Source organism: Mesorhizobium sp. WSM4821, from assembly GCF_055901555.1.
In genome coordinates this window covers 6,174,485-6,189,241 of sequence record NZ_CM148371.1, presented here as the reverse complement: position 1 = coordinate 6,189,241, position 14,757 = coordinate 6,174,485, and the positions used below count along the sequence as shown (strand labels likewise).

Below are 14,757 nucleotides of genomic sequence, written 5' to 3'. Positions count from 1 at the left end.
AGGAATTTTGCAGGATTGACCTGCAAGCCTGTTTGCGCTTGTGGAGCTTCCCTGCCTTGGTGAGTTTTATCTGAACGGGTTTTACTGCATTTTTGAATTGGACACCCTTCGGGGCTAGAACCGCTTCTGCCGATTCCGGTAGACATCAATGGTCACGGCCGTGACGATGATCAGGCCTTTGACGATTTCTTGGTAGTAGGCGTCGACCCTTAGAAACGTGAAACCTGACGACATCACGCCCAGGATCACCACGCCGATAACAGTGCCCCCTATCCGCCCCACCCCGCCAGCAAGGGACGTTCCGCCGATCACGGCCGCGGCAATCGCATCGAGCTCATACATGTATCCCATGCCGGATTGAGCCGTCTGCGCGCGTGCCGCGGTGACGATGCCGGCGAGCCCGGCGAGCATTCCCGCGATCGCGTACACTTTAACCAGATGCTTTTCGACATCTATGCCGGAGACCCGCGCTGCCTGGACGTTGGCGCCAATGGCGTAGGTGTACTTGCCGTAGCGGGTGTAGCGAAGCGCTACATGGAAGATTATGGCAACGACAATGAAGACAAACACCGGCCATGCAGCCGAGCCGATGGCGGTGAATTGATCGGTCAGTCCCGATATGGGCTGGCCTTTTGTATACCATTTCGAGATGCCCCTTGCCGAAACCATCATTCCGAGCGTTGCGATGAACGGCGGGATTCGGGCATAGGCAACAAAGACGCCGTTGGTTATGCCTGCAAGCAGGCCGATCAGGACACCGATGGCCATTGGCACGATCGCCGGCAGATCGGTCAATGAAGGATAAAGCGCCTTCGACCATTCCGCGGATTGGGCAAACCCAGCCGCCATCATCGCGCTTGCCGCCACGACGGATCCCGAAGAAAGGTCGATACCGCCAGTGATGATGACCTGTGTCACGCCGATTGCGATAATGCCGACCACGGACACCTGGAGAATGGTGATCGTGAGGCGCTGCGGATTCGAGACGAAACTCTGCCCGATCAAAAGCCAGCCGCACACCTCGCACAGGAGAACGATCCCCACCAGGACCAGGAAGATATTGATCTCCTGAGGTTTTCGCCAACTGCCAAAGTTGCCACGGTACACAGGAATGGCGGCGGCTGTTGTTTCTTTTCCCATCGTACGGCTCCTCTATTCCTCGCTTACTTCGAAGCAAGTTCCATTATTTTGACCTGCGTCGCCTCATCGCGGTCCAGAACGCCGGTAATCTTGCCTTCATGCATCACCATGATCCGATCGCTCATTCCAAGGATCTCCGGCATCTCCGAGGAAATCAGAATGACGCCCGCGCCCGCGCTGGCGAGTGATGAGACAAGGGCGTGAATCTCGGCTTTGGCAGCAACGTCAATGCCGCGTGTCGGCTCGTCCAGGATAAGGATGTCCGGTTTGGTCAAAAGCCAGCGTCCGATCAGCACCTTCTGCTGGTTGCCGCCCGATAGGTTTTCGACCGTGGTGTGGATTCCAGAGCTCTTGAGGCGCAACGTCCTGCTCATCTCGCTACAGGCCGCGGCAATCACCTTGCCTTGGACGAAGCCGGCTTTGACGAATTGGCTTTGAAGCGCGGCAATCTGCATATTCTCGAGGACGTCGAGGACGACAAAACAGCCGCTTTGTTTCCTGTCTTCTGTCAGGAAGGCCATCCCGCTGGCGATCGCATCGCGTGGCGATTGCAAATCGACGCGTTGTCCCCCGATCCGTATCTCGCCGCTGGTGGCGGGCGTCACCCCGAAGATGGTCTCGGCAACGTTGGACCGCCCCGATCCGATCAAGCCGGCCAGGCCCAGTATCTCGCCCGCCCGCAGATCGAAATTGACCCCCGAGAAGACGCCGCGCAAAGTGAGGTCCCGAACCGAAAGTAGAACCTCGTCAGTTGGAACGTTACCTTTCGGAAACAGTGTTGAGATGTCTCTGCCAACCATCATGTGGATGATCTCGTTCCGGCTGGTGGCAGCCGCCGCATGGGTGCCGATATATTTGCCGTCTCGAAAAACGGAGATCTCGTCTGATATTTCAAAGATCTCGTGCATCTTGTGCGAGATGTAGACGATGCCGATGCCCTGGTTCCTCAGGTCGCCAATTATCTCGAAGAGGTGGGCCGACTCGCGCTCTGTCAGTGCTGAGGTGGGCTCGTCCATAATCAGGACGCGCGAGCGATAGGAAACCGCCTTCGCGATTTCCACCATCTGCCTGCTGGCAATCGACAGATGGCGAACTTCCGTCTCTGGATTCAGACTGATTTTCAGCTCCGCGAGAAGATCATAGGACAGACGATTCATGCGCCGATGGTCGACGATCCCAAATCGGTTGCGCGGCTCTCGGCCGATCCAGATGTTCTCCGCGACCGTCATCGAGGGCATCAGGTTCAACTCCTGATGGATCATCGCCACGCCTTGCGCCAGCGCATCGAGCGGCGTCTTGAACTGGGCGGAAACGCCGTCGAGGAGGATCTCTCCCGCATCGGGTTGATATATCCCCGCCAGGATCTTCATCAGCGTGGATTTGCCCGCGCCGTTCTCGCCCATCAGTGCATGGACGCTACCCCGCCTGAGCTGAAAGCTCACGTCGTCGAGAGCCACCACGCCCGGAAAGGACTTGCTGATCCCGGTCACGCTCAGCAGGCAGGGCTGAGGCTTGTCCTCAATACCAGGTGGTGTTGGCGTAGCGGCGACTGTGGTCTGCATCGAAGTCGTCCCAAATCCAGATCGAAGGGAACAGTTCGCGCGCCGAGCAATGACCGGCGCGCGATGCTGGCGATCAATTCCTCTTCAGGTATTTGTCCATGTTGTCCTTGGTGACGAGTTCGAGCGTGGTGAAGACTTTCTTGTCGGTCTTCTCGCCTCGCGCCAGCTTCAAAACTGTGTCGAGTGCGCCTTTTCCCTGGCTGATGGCGTCCTGGAAAACGGTCACCTTGAGGTCGCCCGACTTCATGGCTGTCAGGGCGTCCTGCGTCGCATCGATGCCGGCAACGACGTAATCGCCGGTTGATCCGCCGCTTGCCTTGATGGCCTGAAGCGCACCCAGTGCCATCTCGTCGTTGTTTGCGATGACAGCGTTGAAGCTGAGACCCGCCGACAGCCAGTTTGTGGTCAGGTCGAGCGCTTGTGTGCGCGACCAGGTCGCCGGCTGCTCTTCGACGATTTCGATGCCCTTGCATTCGTCGGACTTAAAGACCTGGTGCACCGCCTCGGTGCGGCCACGCGCAACCAGGGTTCCGAGCTCGCCCATCAGAATCACGGCCTTACCCTTGCCGCCCAGCAGGCGACAGACCTCGCGCGCCTCCAAACTACCTGCCTGGATCTGGTCGGAGCCGACAAAAGCCTGCTTTTCTGGCAGTTGGTCCACATTGGAAGGCTGATTGTTGGCGAAGACCAGAGGGATTCCGGCCTTGTCGGCGGTCTTCGACATTGCAACGCCGGCATCGGCCTCGACCGGAATCACGATCATCCCGTCGACCTTGGCGGCAATGAAATTCTCGATCTGGCTTTGCTGCCGGGCGATGTCGCCCTGCGCATCCTCGATCAACAAGGTCACGTTCCCAAGGCCTTTGGCGTGTGCCTCCAGGCCGCTGCGAAGAATCGCAAGAAAATTGTCGTCGAACCGCTGCATGCTGAAACCGATGGTTTCAGCCTGAGCAGGGACACCGAGTAGCGTTAGACAGGCGGCAGCCAACAAGATCTTTTTCATGTTCCGTCTCCGTCGGTTTTTGATGATGGAAAGCTTTGTCTTTGCCGACTTCGTCCCGGTAGCTGGCGGACTAGCGGCGGCATCGCAAAAAACGATCATGCAAGTTCAGGCGTGGCGTTGCCTAAGCGAGGCATGGTCAGCGCCGGTAAAGCCTGCTGCGAAGCTCTTCGGCTTTCTGCATTAGGTAAAACGATACACTCAATTTTTTTCATCTGTCAACTCCCCGTCACGACGGTGGTTCCGACGCATTCGAGTTATTGCCGCAGAAATCCGGCAATACTGGGCGCTTTGTGCTGTGGCGCCTCCGACGGGTTCTCGATTGACAGTTCGGATTTTTGGTGTATCGTTTTACTATCTTGCTTAATTTGTTGCTGCGAGGCTGAACCCGCGGCTGTCGAGGTTTCGTTCTGCTGCGGGAATCGTAGAATGAGGTTGTCTGGGACCTTGGGAGATTTGAACGTCATGCCGCCGAAGAGGGGATCACCCGCAGATGCCGCAGACCGCGTCACCATTCAGGACGTCGCGAAAGCGGCAGGCATATCCGTGAGCAGCGTCTCGAATTACATGAACAATCGTTTCCACCGGCTCGGAACGGAGACCCGGACACGTATTGCAACCGCAATTGCCGAACTCGATTTCCGACCTAACCAGGCAGCGCGTCAGCTAAAGACCGGTAAAGCGCGGGTCATTGCCCTTGTCGTGCCCAGCATCGTCAATCCCTTCAACGGGCAGATGGTGTTTTCGATAGAACAGGCTGCGGTAAAGGCGGGTTACAGGGTTCATCTGTGCAATACCATGCGCGACCCGAAGCTCGAGAAGGAGTTTCTGGACAACCTGGCCGCCGTTGGCGTTGCCGATCTCATCACGATCGCGCCCCTGAACACCAGGCGGGGTTACTACTCGGCGTGGAGCGACCTTTCCATCGTTGCCGTGGACGCCAACAGACTCGATTTGAAGCTTGCTCGGCTTGATACGGTCAATCTCGATCACGAGGCGGCAATCGCGATGGCTGTGGAGCATTTGTTTGCCCTTGGTCATCGGCGGATTGCCTATGTCACCGATCCCCTCATCACCCACAGCCGGGTGATGCGGTTGTCCGGTTTCAAGAAAGCGATGAAAGATCGCGAACTTGATGACAGTCAGGCTGTTGTGCTGGAGCGTCACCAGAGCGCGCTTGATATCGCAGACGCCCAGATGGTCGAGGTCGGTCGCGATGCCGCTTCCGATGTGGCGGCGCTGTCGCCCAGGCCCACGGCCATCATCGCGTTCAACGACATGATCGCGCTGGGCCTGCTGGCGACATTCCGGTCCGCCGGCATTGCTGTTCCAAAGGACATGTCGATTATTGGCGTGGACGACGCCTGGGTCAGCCAGCTGTCATTCCCTGCACTGACGACCATACGTCAGCCTATCGAGGCGATGGCCGCCGCTGCTGTCGAGAGCGTTCTCAAACCGAGCGCGGCGCCGACCAGCGCCGGCTCCGATACGATCTTTCTGCCTGAACTCGTCATTCGAGATACATGCGCGAAGCCACAGGAAGAGGCTGCCACGCATATCCGAAAACGACGCTTGGAATAACAGCCCCCGAACAGCGCCTTTCTTCCGACAACCCCATCATATCCGGCCGGATGCATCCGCGCCGGCCCGAAAGAGGCTTGCCTTATGGACACCCACGCCACCCACACCAGACCCAGCGCAAATCATATCAGGATGGCGTGCGACACCGGTGGTACGTTCACCGACCTTGTCGTTGAAGATGGCAACGAGATTAGGCTGTTCAAAGCATCGACGACGCCTGACGATCCGGTGCGCGGCGTGCTCCATGCCCTGGATCTCGCAGCCAGGCACTACCGACTGGAGCTCGGAGACTTCCTGAACCGCGGTGCCATGTTCGTGCACGGCACCACCCGGGCCATCAACGCCATCATCACCGGCAGGACGGCGAAAACAGCCTTCATCACGACCAAAGGTCATCGTGACATCCTGCTCATGCGCGAGGGTGGGCGAATTGAGCCGTTCAATTTCACGGTCGCCTACCCCGAACCCTATGTGCCTCGGCGATATACGTTCGACGTGGATGAACGCGTCGATGCTCGCGGCAACATCGTCGAAAGCCTGAACGAAACCGACTTCATCGCCACAATCAAAAAGCTGGAGGCGCTGAAAATTGAAGCCGTTGGCGTTTGCCTCCTGTGGTCGGTTGTCAACCCGGTTCATGAGCGGCGGATCGGAGAACTGCTCAAGCTGCACCTGCCGGATGTTCCATACACGCTCTCGCACCGATTGAATCCAACGCTGCGCGAATATCGTCGAGCTTCCGCGACCGTCATCGACGCCTCGCTGAAACCGCTGATGTCTAGATATCTCGATGGCTTGACCAACAGGTTGCAGGATGCCGGTTTCAACGGCCGCACGCTGATGGTTACCTCAAGCGGCGGCATCATGGACGCGGCGGCAGTTGCACGCGCTCCGATCCACTCGATCAATTCGGGACCGGCGATGGCGCCAGTCGCCGGCCGTTACTACGCACAACGCGATTTCGGCAACGCCGTCGCGATTGTCGCGGACACGGGTGGAACCACCTTTGATGTCAGCCTGGTGCGTGACGGACGCATCCCCTGGAGCCGCGAAACCTGGATTGGCCAACGCACGCGCGGCCACATGACCGGCTTTCCATCTGTCGATATCAAAAGTATCGGTGCCGGAGGCGGCTCGATCGCCTGGGTCGACAATGGTGGAATTCTGCAGGTCGGTCCGCAGAGCGCGGGCTCGGCGCCCGGGCCGGTCGCATACGGCCGCGGTGGAACCGAGCCAACAGTCACCGACTGCGCCTTGATCCTGGGCTATATCGATCCGAACTTCTTCCTGGGTGGCGCCATGGTCCTCGACCGGGAGGGGGCGACCCGACAATTGCGCATGAAGGTGGCCGAGCCGCTCGGAATCAAGGTGGAGGAAGCCGCTGCCGCCGTCCTGAGACTTTCAACCGAAAAGATGGTCGGAGCGATCGAGGAGATCACGGTCAACCAAGGCATTGATCCCACCTCGGCCGTTATGATCGGCGGCGGCGGCGCCGCCGGGCTCAATGCGGTCGCCGTTGCCAGGCGCCTTCAATGTGCTGGTGTCCTCATCCCCGAAGCAGGTGCCGTGATGAGCGCCGCCGGGGCACTGATGTCGGAGCTTTCGTCGGACTATGCGCAACTCCAGTTTACAACCAGTGACAGATTTTCGGGCGACAAGATCAACGAGGTCCTGGCAGAGCTGAGGAAGCGATGCCTTGAGTTCGCGGAAGGACCCGGCGCCGGGGCTCTCGACTGCCAGATCGAATACTCCGTGGAGGCGCGGTATCCGCATCAGATCTGGGAAATCGACGTTCCTCTCCCGCTTGATCAGGTGAAGAGCGACAATGATTTGAAGCAGGTCACGGATGCCTTTCACGACACCCACCAGCGCATTTTCGAGATCAGCGACCGCAATTCCCATGTCGAATTCGTGACATGGCGCGCCAAGGTCAGATGCAGGCTGACCGATCGGGCCACCGGCACGCTCCCTCCGGAAGGCGATTTTGCCGGCGGCCGCGCGATGCGGCCGGTCTACTTCTCTGAACTCGGTTGGAGCGATGTCGCCGTTCATCGCTACGAGGCCATGCAGCCGGGCGAACCGGTTGCCGGCCCCGCCATCGTCGAATCGTCGTTCACGACCGTCGTGATCGATCCGGGCACAGTCGCAGAACGCACGGCCAGCGGTGGCCTGCGTGTGACATTCTAAGGAGGCGCTACAATGTCTGAGCAAATTTCGACGACGACGCCGGACGGCGTTCAGATGGCGATGATTTCCAGCCGCATGGAGACCATCGCCCGCAAGATGCAAAACACACTTTTTCGAACCGCTCGCTCCGGGATCCTCAACACGGCCCATGATTTCTCATGTGTCGTTCTGACCGCGGACTGCAAGCTGCTGGCGGCCGCGGAAAGCCTGCCGAACCACACGCTCATCGGCCCCGATCTGATGTGCCAGGCGGTCCTCAACCATCATCCGGTCCTCAAGCGCGGTGACTGCTTCCTCCATAACAGTCCCTATGAGGGAAACTCGCACGCTGCAGACCACTGCATGATCGTTCCCGTCATCGACGATGAGGGCGTCCTGCGCTTCTTCGTGCTGGCCAAGGCACACCAGGCAGACTGCGGTAATTCCCGTCCTTCCAGCTATCTGGCTGACGTGAAGGATTTGTACGAAGAGGGTGCCCTGATCTTTTCTGCCACGAAGATTCAGGAAGATTACAAGACCAACGACGACATCGTGCGTATGTGTCAGGCTCGTATCCGGGTTCCGGACCAATGGTGGGGTGATTTTCTTGCAAGCCTCGGATCGGTCCGCATCGGCGAACGCGAGCTTCTCAACCTTGGCCGCGAGATCGGCTGGGACATGCTCGAAGGCTACGCCACCCGCTGGTTTGACTATTCCGAGCAAAAGATGATCGAGGCGATCGGAAGACTATCTTCCGGCCGTGTCGTCCTTGTATCCGCGCACGACCCGTTCCCCGGTATCCCGGATGGCATTCCCGTCAAGGTAGACGTTGAAGTCGATACCGCCCAGGCCAGGATTCTTGTCGATCTGCGCGATAACCCTGATTGCCAGCCCTGCGGTCTCAATCTTACGGAGGCGACCGCCAAGAGCGCGGCGATGATCGGGATTTTCAACGGAATCCTCGATCACCATGTCACAGCCAATGCGGGCAGCTTTCGACGAATTGACATTCGGGTTCGCGAAAACTGCTGCGTCGGCATGCCGAGGCATCCGGCTTCGTGTTCGGTGGCGACCACCAATCTCGCCGACCACGTCACCAATCCGGTGCAGCGCGCGATAGCGGAACTATCGCCCGGCTTTGGGCAAGCCGCGACCGGTCCGATCCAGCCTCCAGGAATGGGTGTCATCTCCGGGCGCGATCCCTACAACAATGACGAGCCATTCATCAATCAGGTCCACATCGGCATCAGCGGCGGTGCCGGCACGCCGGTCACCGACGGCTTTCTCACCATGATCCATGCCGGCAATGCCGGGATGTGCCATATCGACAGCGTTGAGGTCGATGAGCTCCATCATCCAATTATCGTCTACGATCGCCATATCCTCAATGACACCGAGGGGGCAGGCACTTTTCGCGGAGCGCCATCGGTCTACAGCGAGTACGGCCCCTGGGGCGGAAATACCCTGACCGTCCTCTATACCGCCGATGGCACGATCACCCCTGCCGCAGGCGCTCGCGGCGGTGGCGCCGGTGGTCTGTCCAGAGCGGCAATGCGCAAGGCCGATGGTTCAGTCGTCGATCTTCCGCCCTGCTACGGGGTTACGCTGCAGCCGGGCGAGCGCATGATCTCTCACTCCTCAGGCGGCGGTGGATATGGCTCCCCCCAGGAACGCGATCCGGCGCGCGTGCTGGACGATCTTGCCGAAGGGTGGATCAGCGTGCAGCGCGCACGCGACATCTACGCAGTTGCGGTCAAGGGGTCTCCGGAAGACGACAATCTTGAATTGGACATCGTCCAGACACGCATCCTGCGATCCGGCCGGAGCGAACTGGCGTTGGCCGTCTAGACGCCGGCCGAAGCTCCGCTTGCAGCCGCGCAAACCTTTAGATCAAGGAGAATTGCAATGACAGAAGTCGATTGGTCCGCCGGTGCGGCTTACATTGACGGTGAATTCATGCCTCTCAAGGATGGCAAGCTCGGCATCACCGAATGGGGCTATCGCCGGTCAGATGTGACCTACGATGTCGTGGGCGTCTATTACGGTGCATTCTTTCGGCTCGATGACCACATCAACCGCTTCCGCACGTCGATGACGAAGCTGCGGATGAATCCGAAGGAAAGCGATGAAGAGATCAAGAAAATTCTTGCCGAACTGGTGAGGCGCACCGGCTTGCGTGAAGCCTATGTGGCGATGGACTGTGTCCGCTCCCGCCCGCCGCGCGGGGTACCGCTTCATCCCGTCAACGGCCGCAGCTACCTGATCTGCCATGCCATGCCCTGGGTGTGGGTGTTCACACCCGAGCAGCAGGAGCGCGGCGTGCACGCGATGATCGCGTCTCCGCAGCGAATTGCGCCGGAGTCGCTCGACCCGACGATCAAGAATTTCCATTGGGGCGACCTGACCCGCGGGAATTTCGAGGCGCACGATCAAGGCGCTGAAACCTGCATTTTGCTGGATCGCGATGGAAACGTGACGGAAGGCCCAGGCTTCAACGTCTTCGCCGTCATCGGTGGAAAGGTGATCACGCCCAAACATGGTGCACTCGAGGGCATCACTCGAAAAACAGTAATCGAACTTTGCGATGAGTTTGGAATTCGCTGCGAGGTCCGGGATATCTCCCGCAACGAATTTGAAGCCGCCGACGAGATCTTTTTCTCGACGACGGCTGGCGGCATCATGCCGGTAAGCCGACTTGCAAAAAGGATCCTCGGGAACGACCGCCCGGGTCCGATCTCCGCGCAGTTGAGAGCGGCCTTTTGGGAGAAACGAAAGAACGGCTGGCACGCGACGCCGGTGTCGTACGCTTCGTGATCGAGGGCGTGCCGGTGCAATCGCTTTTCGACATCAAAGGCAAAATCGCGTTGGTTACCGGCTCTGGCCAGGGCATCGGCCTGGCGCTTGCCCGTGGCCTGGCGGAGTACGGCGCCTGTGTTGTCTTGAACGGTCGCCGCGAACAACAACTGAAGGACGCCGCTACCGATCTGATCAAAGATGGCCTGTCGGTGGAAGTGGCGGCCTTCGACGTGACAGATGCCCCAGCGGCTCGGCGAGGGATCCATGCAATTGAAAGCTCGATCGGCCCAATCGACATCCTCGTTCAACAACGCCGGCATGCAGCATCGCACGGCATTGGAGGATTTTCCGCAAGACAAATGGGACGAGCTTCTGCGTACCAATCTCTCCAGCATTTTCCATGTCAGCAAAGCCGTGGCGAAAAGCATGATCAGCCGCGGCGGCGGGAAGATCATCAACATCGGCTCAGTCCAGAGCGAACTCGCCCGTCCAGGCATCGCGCCCTACACAGCGACTAAAGGGGCGGTCAGAAATCTGACCCGAGGCATGTGTGCGGACTGGGCAAAATATGGTTTGCAGGTCAACGCCATCGCCCCTGGTTATTTCAAGACGCCGCTCAACGATGCACTCGTTCACGATCCCGAGTTTTCCACGTGGCTGGAGAGGCGCACACCTGCCGGTCGATGGGGAATGTTGAAGAACTCATCGGGGCCGCAGTGTTTCTTGCCAGCGGAGCTTCCTCGTTCGTCAACGGTCATACGCTCTTCGTCGACGGCGGCATCACCGTGACGGTTTGAGCGCGTGACGCCACCTCCGGGCAGCCTGTCTGACTTGCTCCCCTATCATCCAAAAATGAAAGCGGATTTACGTGCCGACGATGACATCGCTGAGCGAGCACGTGCATCCACCGGTGTTCATCGAATGTGACATCCGCGCCATAATGCTGCGAGCATCCGCTAGCGGGCCGGTTTCCAGAGAAGCTTTGGCGCATCCATCTCGTATGCCTTGCCGTCGGGATAGCTGATCAGTTCCATCTGCAACCCCCACGGTGCCTCGAAATAAACCCAGGATTCGCCCGCTCCCGGTCCTTGCTTTTCGAGTTCGGGCCGGTCGAAGACCTTGACGCCCTTGCCTGTCAGATAGTCGGCGGCCGCCTCGATATCCTCGACATAAAAGCAAAGGTGGTAGCCGCCGATGTCGCTGTTCCTCGGATAGACCCGCTTCTGGTCGGGCGCCTCGAAGTCGAACAGCTCGATGTTGCTGCCGTTCCCGCAACGCATGAAGACGACTTCCTTCATGTTGGCGCGCGGATGGACGTTCATCTTGTCCTGCATGAAGGTGCCGTTGTCGTCCTTCATCGAGCCGCCGGAATAGATGAAGTCGCAGCCGATGATATCTCCGAAGAAGGCGATCGCCTGCTTCATGTCGGGCACCACAAGGCCGATATGGTCCATGGCGGTCAACCCCGGCATTCCTTTTCTGTCGCTCATTTGTTGCCTCCTGCATAAGAAAATATCTCGGTTCAGTGCGCGTTGCGGCGGCGACGTATGAAGTCGGCGACGCGCTCACCGACCATGATCGATGGAGCGTTGGTATTGCCTGAAGGCACACTCGGCATGACAGAGGCGTCCGCGACGCGCAGCCCGTCGAGGCCGTGCAGCCGCAACTCGCTGTCGACCACGGCCATGCGATCGCTGCCGATCCGGCAGGTGCCGGTCGGGTGCAGTGCGCCCTGCGCCATCTCCTTCACATAGCCGCGATAATCATCCTTGGTGCGCATGAGCCGTCCGGGATATTGCTCGCGCTTGACGATCGGCTTCAGGGCTGGCTGTCCCATGATCTCTTGGCCAAGCCGCACCCCCTCGGCCATCGTATCGAGGTCGTACGGGTCAGACAGGTAGTTCGGCACGATTCTTGGCGCTGCGAACGGATCTGGCGAACGCAACTCGACGAACCCACGCGACCGCGGCCGAGTCTGACACACATTGAGCGTGCAGCCATGGCCGTTTTCGACCGTTACCACACCCTCCTCGACGCCCGAGCCGGCCAGGAAGGCATACTGCAGGTCGGGGTGCGGATCGTCGGCATTGCCCCACCAGAAGGCGCCGCCCTCGATGATGTTGGAGCAGACAGGTCCCTGCCGAAACAACGCATACTGAAGACCCGCCCAGGCCTTCCAATGCAGCCTCTTGTATTTGTCGTAGCCGTGGGGACCGTTCAGCTCATAGATCAGGTAGCAATCCACATGGTCCTGCAGACCGCGTCCGACACCGGGAAGATCGTGCACGACGGGGACGCCGATCTTCTTCAGATGCTCGGCCGGGCCGATGCCGGAAAGCAGCAGCAGGCGAGGCGAGTTGATCGCGCCTGCCGACAATATCACTTCACGCTGTGCGCGTGCGACGAGCGTGCGCCCACCCTGGACGTATTCAATTCCGACGGTGCGATTGTTCTCGACCACGATGCGCGTAGCCCGGGCGCCAGTCTGTACCTTGAGGTTCGGCCGACTGCGCGCCGGCTTCAAATAGCAGACCGCAGCGCTGGCGCGGCGGCCGTTGCGCGCCGTGATCTGGTAAAGACCTGAGCCGGCCTGTTCGCCGCCGTTGAAATCGGCGACATAGGGGATCCCCGCCTGCTGGCAGGCCCTGAGCCAGGTCCGCGTCAACGGACTGACATATTGCGGAGACGATACCTTCAGCGGTCCGCCCGATGCATGCGCCTCGCCCGCCAACGTGTCGTTGTCCTCGGCGCGTAGAAAGAAGGGCAGAACGTCCTTGTAAGCCCAGCCCTCGGCGCCATGTTCGGCCCAGCCGTCATAGTCCGCCGGAATGCCACGTATATAGAGCATGGCATTGACGGAACTGCCGCCGCCCAGCACGCGCGCCTGCACCATAGTCGGGAGCGTGGCCTTTGGGTTCTCGGCGGTCGGCTCCTGTTCAAATCGCTGCAAGAGGTTGCCGGTCGCGGTCTTGTAGACCATCACCGGCAGATGGATTTCGATGGCCCGATCTTCAGGCCCTTCCTCCAGCAGGAGCACGGAACTGCCAGCATCCTCCGACAGCCGCGAAGCGGCTACGCAACCGGCGGAGCCGCCGCCAATGACGATGTAGTCTGGCATTGGTGCTGCCTCTGTTGCACAAGCTGTACGGTGGAGCGGCAGCCGCAGGCACGGCCGCCGCCTCGCAGGTAGCGCTGGGAGGATGCGCTCCGCTTTGGTGTCGGAGGATTCAGCCCGCCTTGAATTCGTTCCAGGCGGCGACCCAGTCGGCATACGTCGCATACTGGTTCGACTCGAGCGGCGGAATGCCGAGAAGCGGCGCGGCCTTGAAGATGCCTTCGACGTCGGAATAGTCGAACAGCGCCTTGGTCTCGGGCGGCAAAAGGTCGACCGCTTTCGACGAGACGACACCGGCCGCATTGCGGGTGACGACCTTGGCCTGCACCTCCGGTGAAATCGCCTGGTTGAAGAACTCGTAGGCGGCTTCCTCGTTATCGGCGCCAGGCGGCATGAACCAGGCGTCGCACCAGGTCGCGGCGCCTTCCTTGGGGATGGTATAGATCGTCTCGACATTCTGCTTGGCGGTCTCGGTCGGGATGCCGGTCCAGCCGGCGAAGCAGGCAGCGACCTCACCGGACACCATCAGCGACACCACGTCGCCATAGGTCAGGCTGATGGTGCGGGCCTGATCGCGATAGAGCTTCAGGTGCTCGAAGGTCTTGGCCATCTCGTCCTTGGTGAGGTTCGGGAAGGTCGTGAAGCCCGCCAGCACAGCCGCGACCGGCCAGGTAACCAGCGTGTCGTCGACCAGCACGATCTTACCCTTCAGCTCCGGCTTCAGGAGATCCTCATAGGAGGTGGGTTTTTCCATCATCTTTGGATTGTAGACGATGGTGTTCAGGCCCCAGGCGTAGGGTACGCCATGGAGTTCGCCGTTCCGGAACCAGGTCGGCTTATCGTAGAAGACGTCGAAAAGGTTGTCGGCGCTGTAGTTCGGCAGTTTGGACTTGTCGAGCGGCTTGGTGACCTTCAGCACATCGAGATAAAGGTCGGCATAGCCTTGGTTGTATTCGGCAGCGTCGAAAGGCGGCGGGTTCGGCACGCTGAACTTCGTGGTGACGTCGTCCTGGTTGCCCATGGCCGAGACTTCGACGTTAAGATTGTTCTTGGAAATCCAGTCGGCAAGCTCGTCGGTCAGCTCCCAGCCTTCCCAGGCCATGATCTGGAGATCGCCTGAGGCGGCATGCGCCAGGTTGGGAATGAAGGGCGCGAGCATCGCGCCGCCGGCAAGCGCCGTGGCGCCGCCAAGGAACGAACGGCGGCTCGTTGCAAACTGCATGACTTCGTCGGTGGACCAGATTTTTCTCATTGTCGAATTCCCCTTTTTAGATCCGTTAGGAGTTTGATTGTGTTGGCTCCGGGGCCACGAAACAATTTCGCATGGTGTTGAATGCCGGCGCTTCATGGCGCGTTGTGTGCGTCAGTATGCGAATGCCTTCGCCGGAAATGCACAA

The 14,757-nt window shown here is 59.6% G+C and carries 10 protein-coding genes and 2 pseudogenes; 6 read left to right on the top strand and 6 right to left on the bottom strand.

All coding sequences use genetic code 11. From position 1 onward, the window contains the following. Window positions 1–114 precede the first annotated feature (114 nt). From AC0NID_RS30235 to AC0NID_RS30225, 3 genes are all read right to left on the bottom strand, one after another. Window positions 115–1,140, bottom strand: a complete 1,026-nt coding sequence (locus tag AC0NID_RS30235; RefSeq protein ID WP_473458097.1) for an ABC transporter permease — start codon at window positions 1,138–1,140, stop codon at window positions 115–117. A gap of 23 nt (window positions 1,141–1,163) precedes the next feature. Then, window positions 1,164–2,702, bottom strand: coding sequence for a sugar ABC transporter ATP-binding protein (locus AC0NID_RS30230; protein ID WP_473458098.1), 1,539 nt, complete (start codon window positions 2,700–2,702; stop codon window positions 1,164–1,166). Window positions 2,703–2,775: 73 nt separating this feature from the next. Beyond that, a complete protein-coding gene (locus AC0NID_RS30225) occupies window positions 2,776–3,705 on the bottom strand; it encodes a sugar ABC transporter substrate-binding protein (protein ID WP_473458099.1) in 930 nt (309 codons plus the stop codon). A 462-nt stretch (window positions 3,706–4,167) separates the two neighbouring features. Between AC0NID_RS30225 and AC0NID_RS30220 the strand changes: the two genes are divergently transcribed. The 6 genes and pseudogenes from AC0NID_RS30220 (at window position 4,168) to AC0NID_RS30195 (ending at window position 11,042) form a co-directional block, all read left to right on the top strand. Then, window positions 4,168–5,283: a LacI family DNA-binding transcriptional regulator gene (locus AC0NID_RS30220; RefSeq protein ID WP_473458100.1), complete on the top strand. Its 1,116-nt coding sequence runs from the start codon at window positions 4,168–4,170 to the stop codon at window positions 5,281–5,283. 84 nt (window positions 5,284–5,367) lie between these two features. Beyond that, window positions 5,368–7,470 carry a hydantoinase/oxoprolinase family protein gene (locus AC0NID_RS30215; protein WP_473458101.1) on the top strand — a complete coding sequence of 701 codons (2,103 nt, stop codon included), beginning with the start codon at window positions 5,368–5,370 and terminating at the stop codon, window positions 7,468–7,470. A gap of 12 nt (window positions 7,471–7,482) precedes the next feature. Then, window positions 7,483–9,297, top strand: coding sequence for a hydantoinase B/oxoprolinase family protein (locus tag AC0NID_RS30210; RefSeq protein WP_473458102.1), 1,815 nt, complete (start codon window positions 7,483–7,485; stop codon window positions 9,295–9,297). Window positions 9,298–9,354: 57 nt separating this feature from the next. Then, window positions 9,355–10,263, top strand: a complete 909-nt coding sequence (locus AC0NID_RS30205) for an aminotransferase class IV (RefSeq protein WP_473458103.1) — start codon at window positions 9,355–9,357, stop codon at window positions 10,261–10,263. Further along, window positions 10,260–10,496: pseudogene (locus AC0NID_RS30200) on the top strand (SDR family NAD(P)-dependent oxidoreductase); the annotation flags it as partial. The gene AC0NID_RS30205 and the pseudogene AC0NID_RS30200, both read left to right, overlap by 4 nt. Further along, window positions 10,483–11,042, top strand: a pseudogene (locus AC0NID_RS30195) (SDR family oxidoreductase). The pseudogenes AC0NID_RS30200 and AC0NID_RS30195, both read left to right, overlap by 14 nt. 159 nt (window positions 11,043–11,201) lie before the next feature. Here AC0NID_RS30195 and AC0NID_RS30190 read toward each other — a convergent pair. The 3 genes from AC0NID_RS30190 to AC0NID_RS30180 form a co-directional block, all read right to left on the bottom strand. Continuing rightward, window positions 11,202–11,735, bottom strand: coding sequence for a VOC family protein (locus AC0NID_RS30190; RefSeq protein WP_473458104.1), 534 nt, complete (start codon window positions 11,733–11,735; stop codon window positions 11,202–11,204). Window positions 11,736–11,767: 32 nt separating this feature from the next. Next, window positions 11,768–13,363 (bottom strand): GMC family oxidoreductase, encoded by a 1,596-nt coding sequence (locus AC0NID_RS30185; protein ID WP_473458105.1) that lies wholly within the window; start codon window positions 13,361–13,363, stop codon window positions 11,768–11,770. A 109-nt stretch (window positions 13,364–13,472) separates the two neighbouring features. Then, window positions 13,473–14,612, bottom strand: a complete 1,140-nt coding sequence (locus AC0NID_RS30180) for an ABC transporter substrate-binding protein (protein WP_473458106.1) — start codon at window positions 14,610–14,612, stop codon at window positions 13,473–13,475. Window positions 14,613–14,757 lie beyond the last annotated feature (145 nt).

Excerpts from the sequence above, each read along its gene's own strand:
- AC0NID_RS30235 (WP_473458097.1), bottom strand. The coding sequence starts at position 1,140 with ATGGGAAAAGAAACAACAGCCGCCGCCATTCCTGTGTACCGTGGCAAC.
- AC0NID_RS30230 (WP_473458098.1), bottom strand. The coding sequence starts at position 2,702 with ATGCAGACCACAGTCGCCGCTACGCCAACACCACCTGGTATTGAGGAC.
- AC0NID_RS30225 (WP_473458099.1), bottom strand. The coding sequence starts at position 3,705 with ATGAAAAAGATCTTGTTGGCTGCCGCCTGTCTAACGCTACTCGGTGTC.
- AC0NID_RS30220 (WP_473458100.1), top strand. The coding sequence starts at position 4,168 with ATGCCGCCGAAGAGGGGATCACCCGCAGATGCCGCAGACCGCGTCACC.
- AC0NID_RS30215 (WP_473458101.1), top strand. The coding sequence starts at position 5,368 with ATGGACACCCACGCCACCCACACCAGACCCAGCGCAAATCATATCAGG.
- AC0NID_RS30210 (WP_473458102.1), top strand. The coding sequence starts at position 7,483 with ATGTCTGAGCAAATTTCGACGACGACGCCGGACGGCGTTCAGATGGCG.
- AC0NID_RS30205 (WP_473458103.1), top strand. The coding sequence starts at position 9,355 with ATGACAGAAGTCGATTGGTCCGCCGGTGCGGCTTACATTGACGGTGAA.
- AC0NID_RS30190 (WP_473458104.1), bottom strand. The coding sequence starts at position 11,735 with ATGAGCGACAGAAAAGGAATGCCGGGGTTGACCGCCATGGACCATATC.
- AC0NID_RS30185 (WP_473458105.1), bottom strand. The coding sequence starts at position 13,363 with ATGCCAGACTACATCGTCATTGGCGGCGGCTCCGCCGGTTGCGTAGCC.
- AC0NID_RS30180 (WP_473458106.1), bottom strand. The coding sequence starts at position 14,612 with ATGAGAAAAATCTGGTCCACCGACGAAGTCATGCAGTTTGCAACGAGC.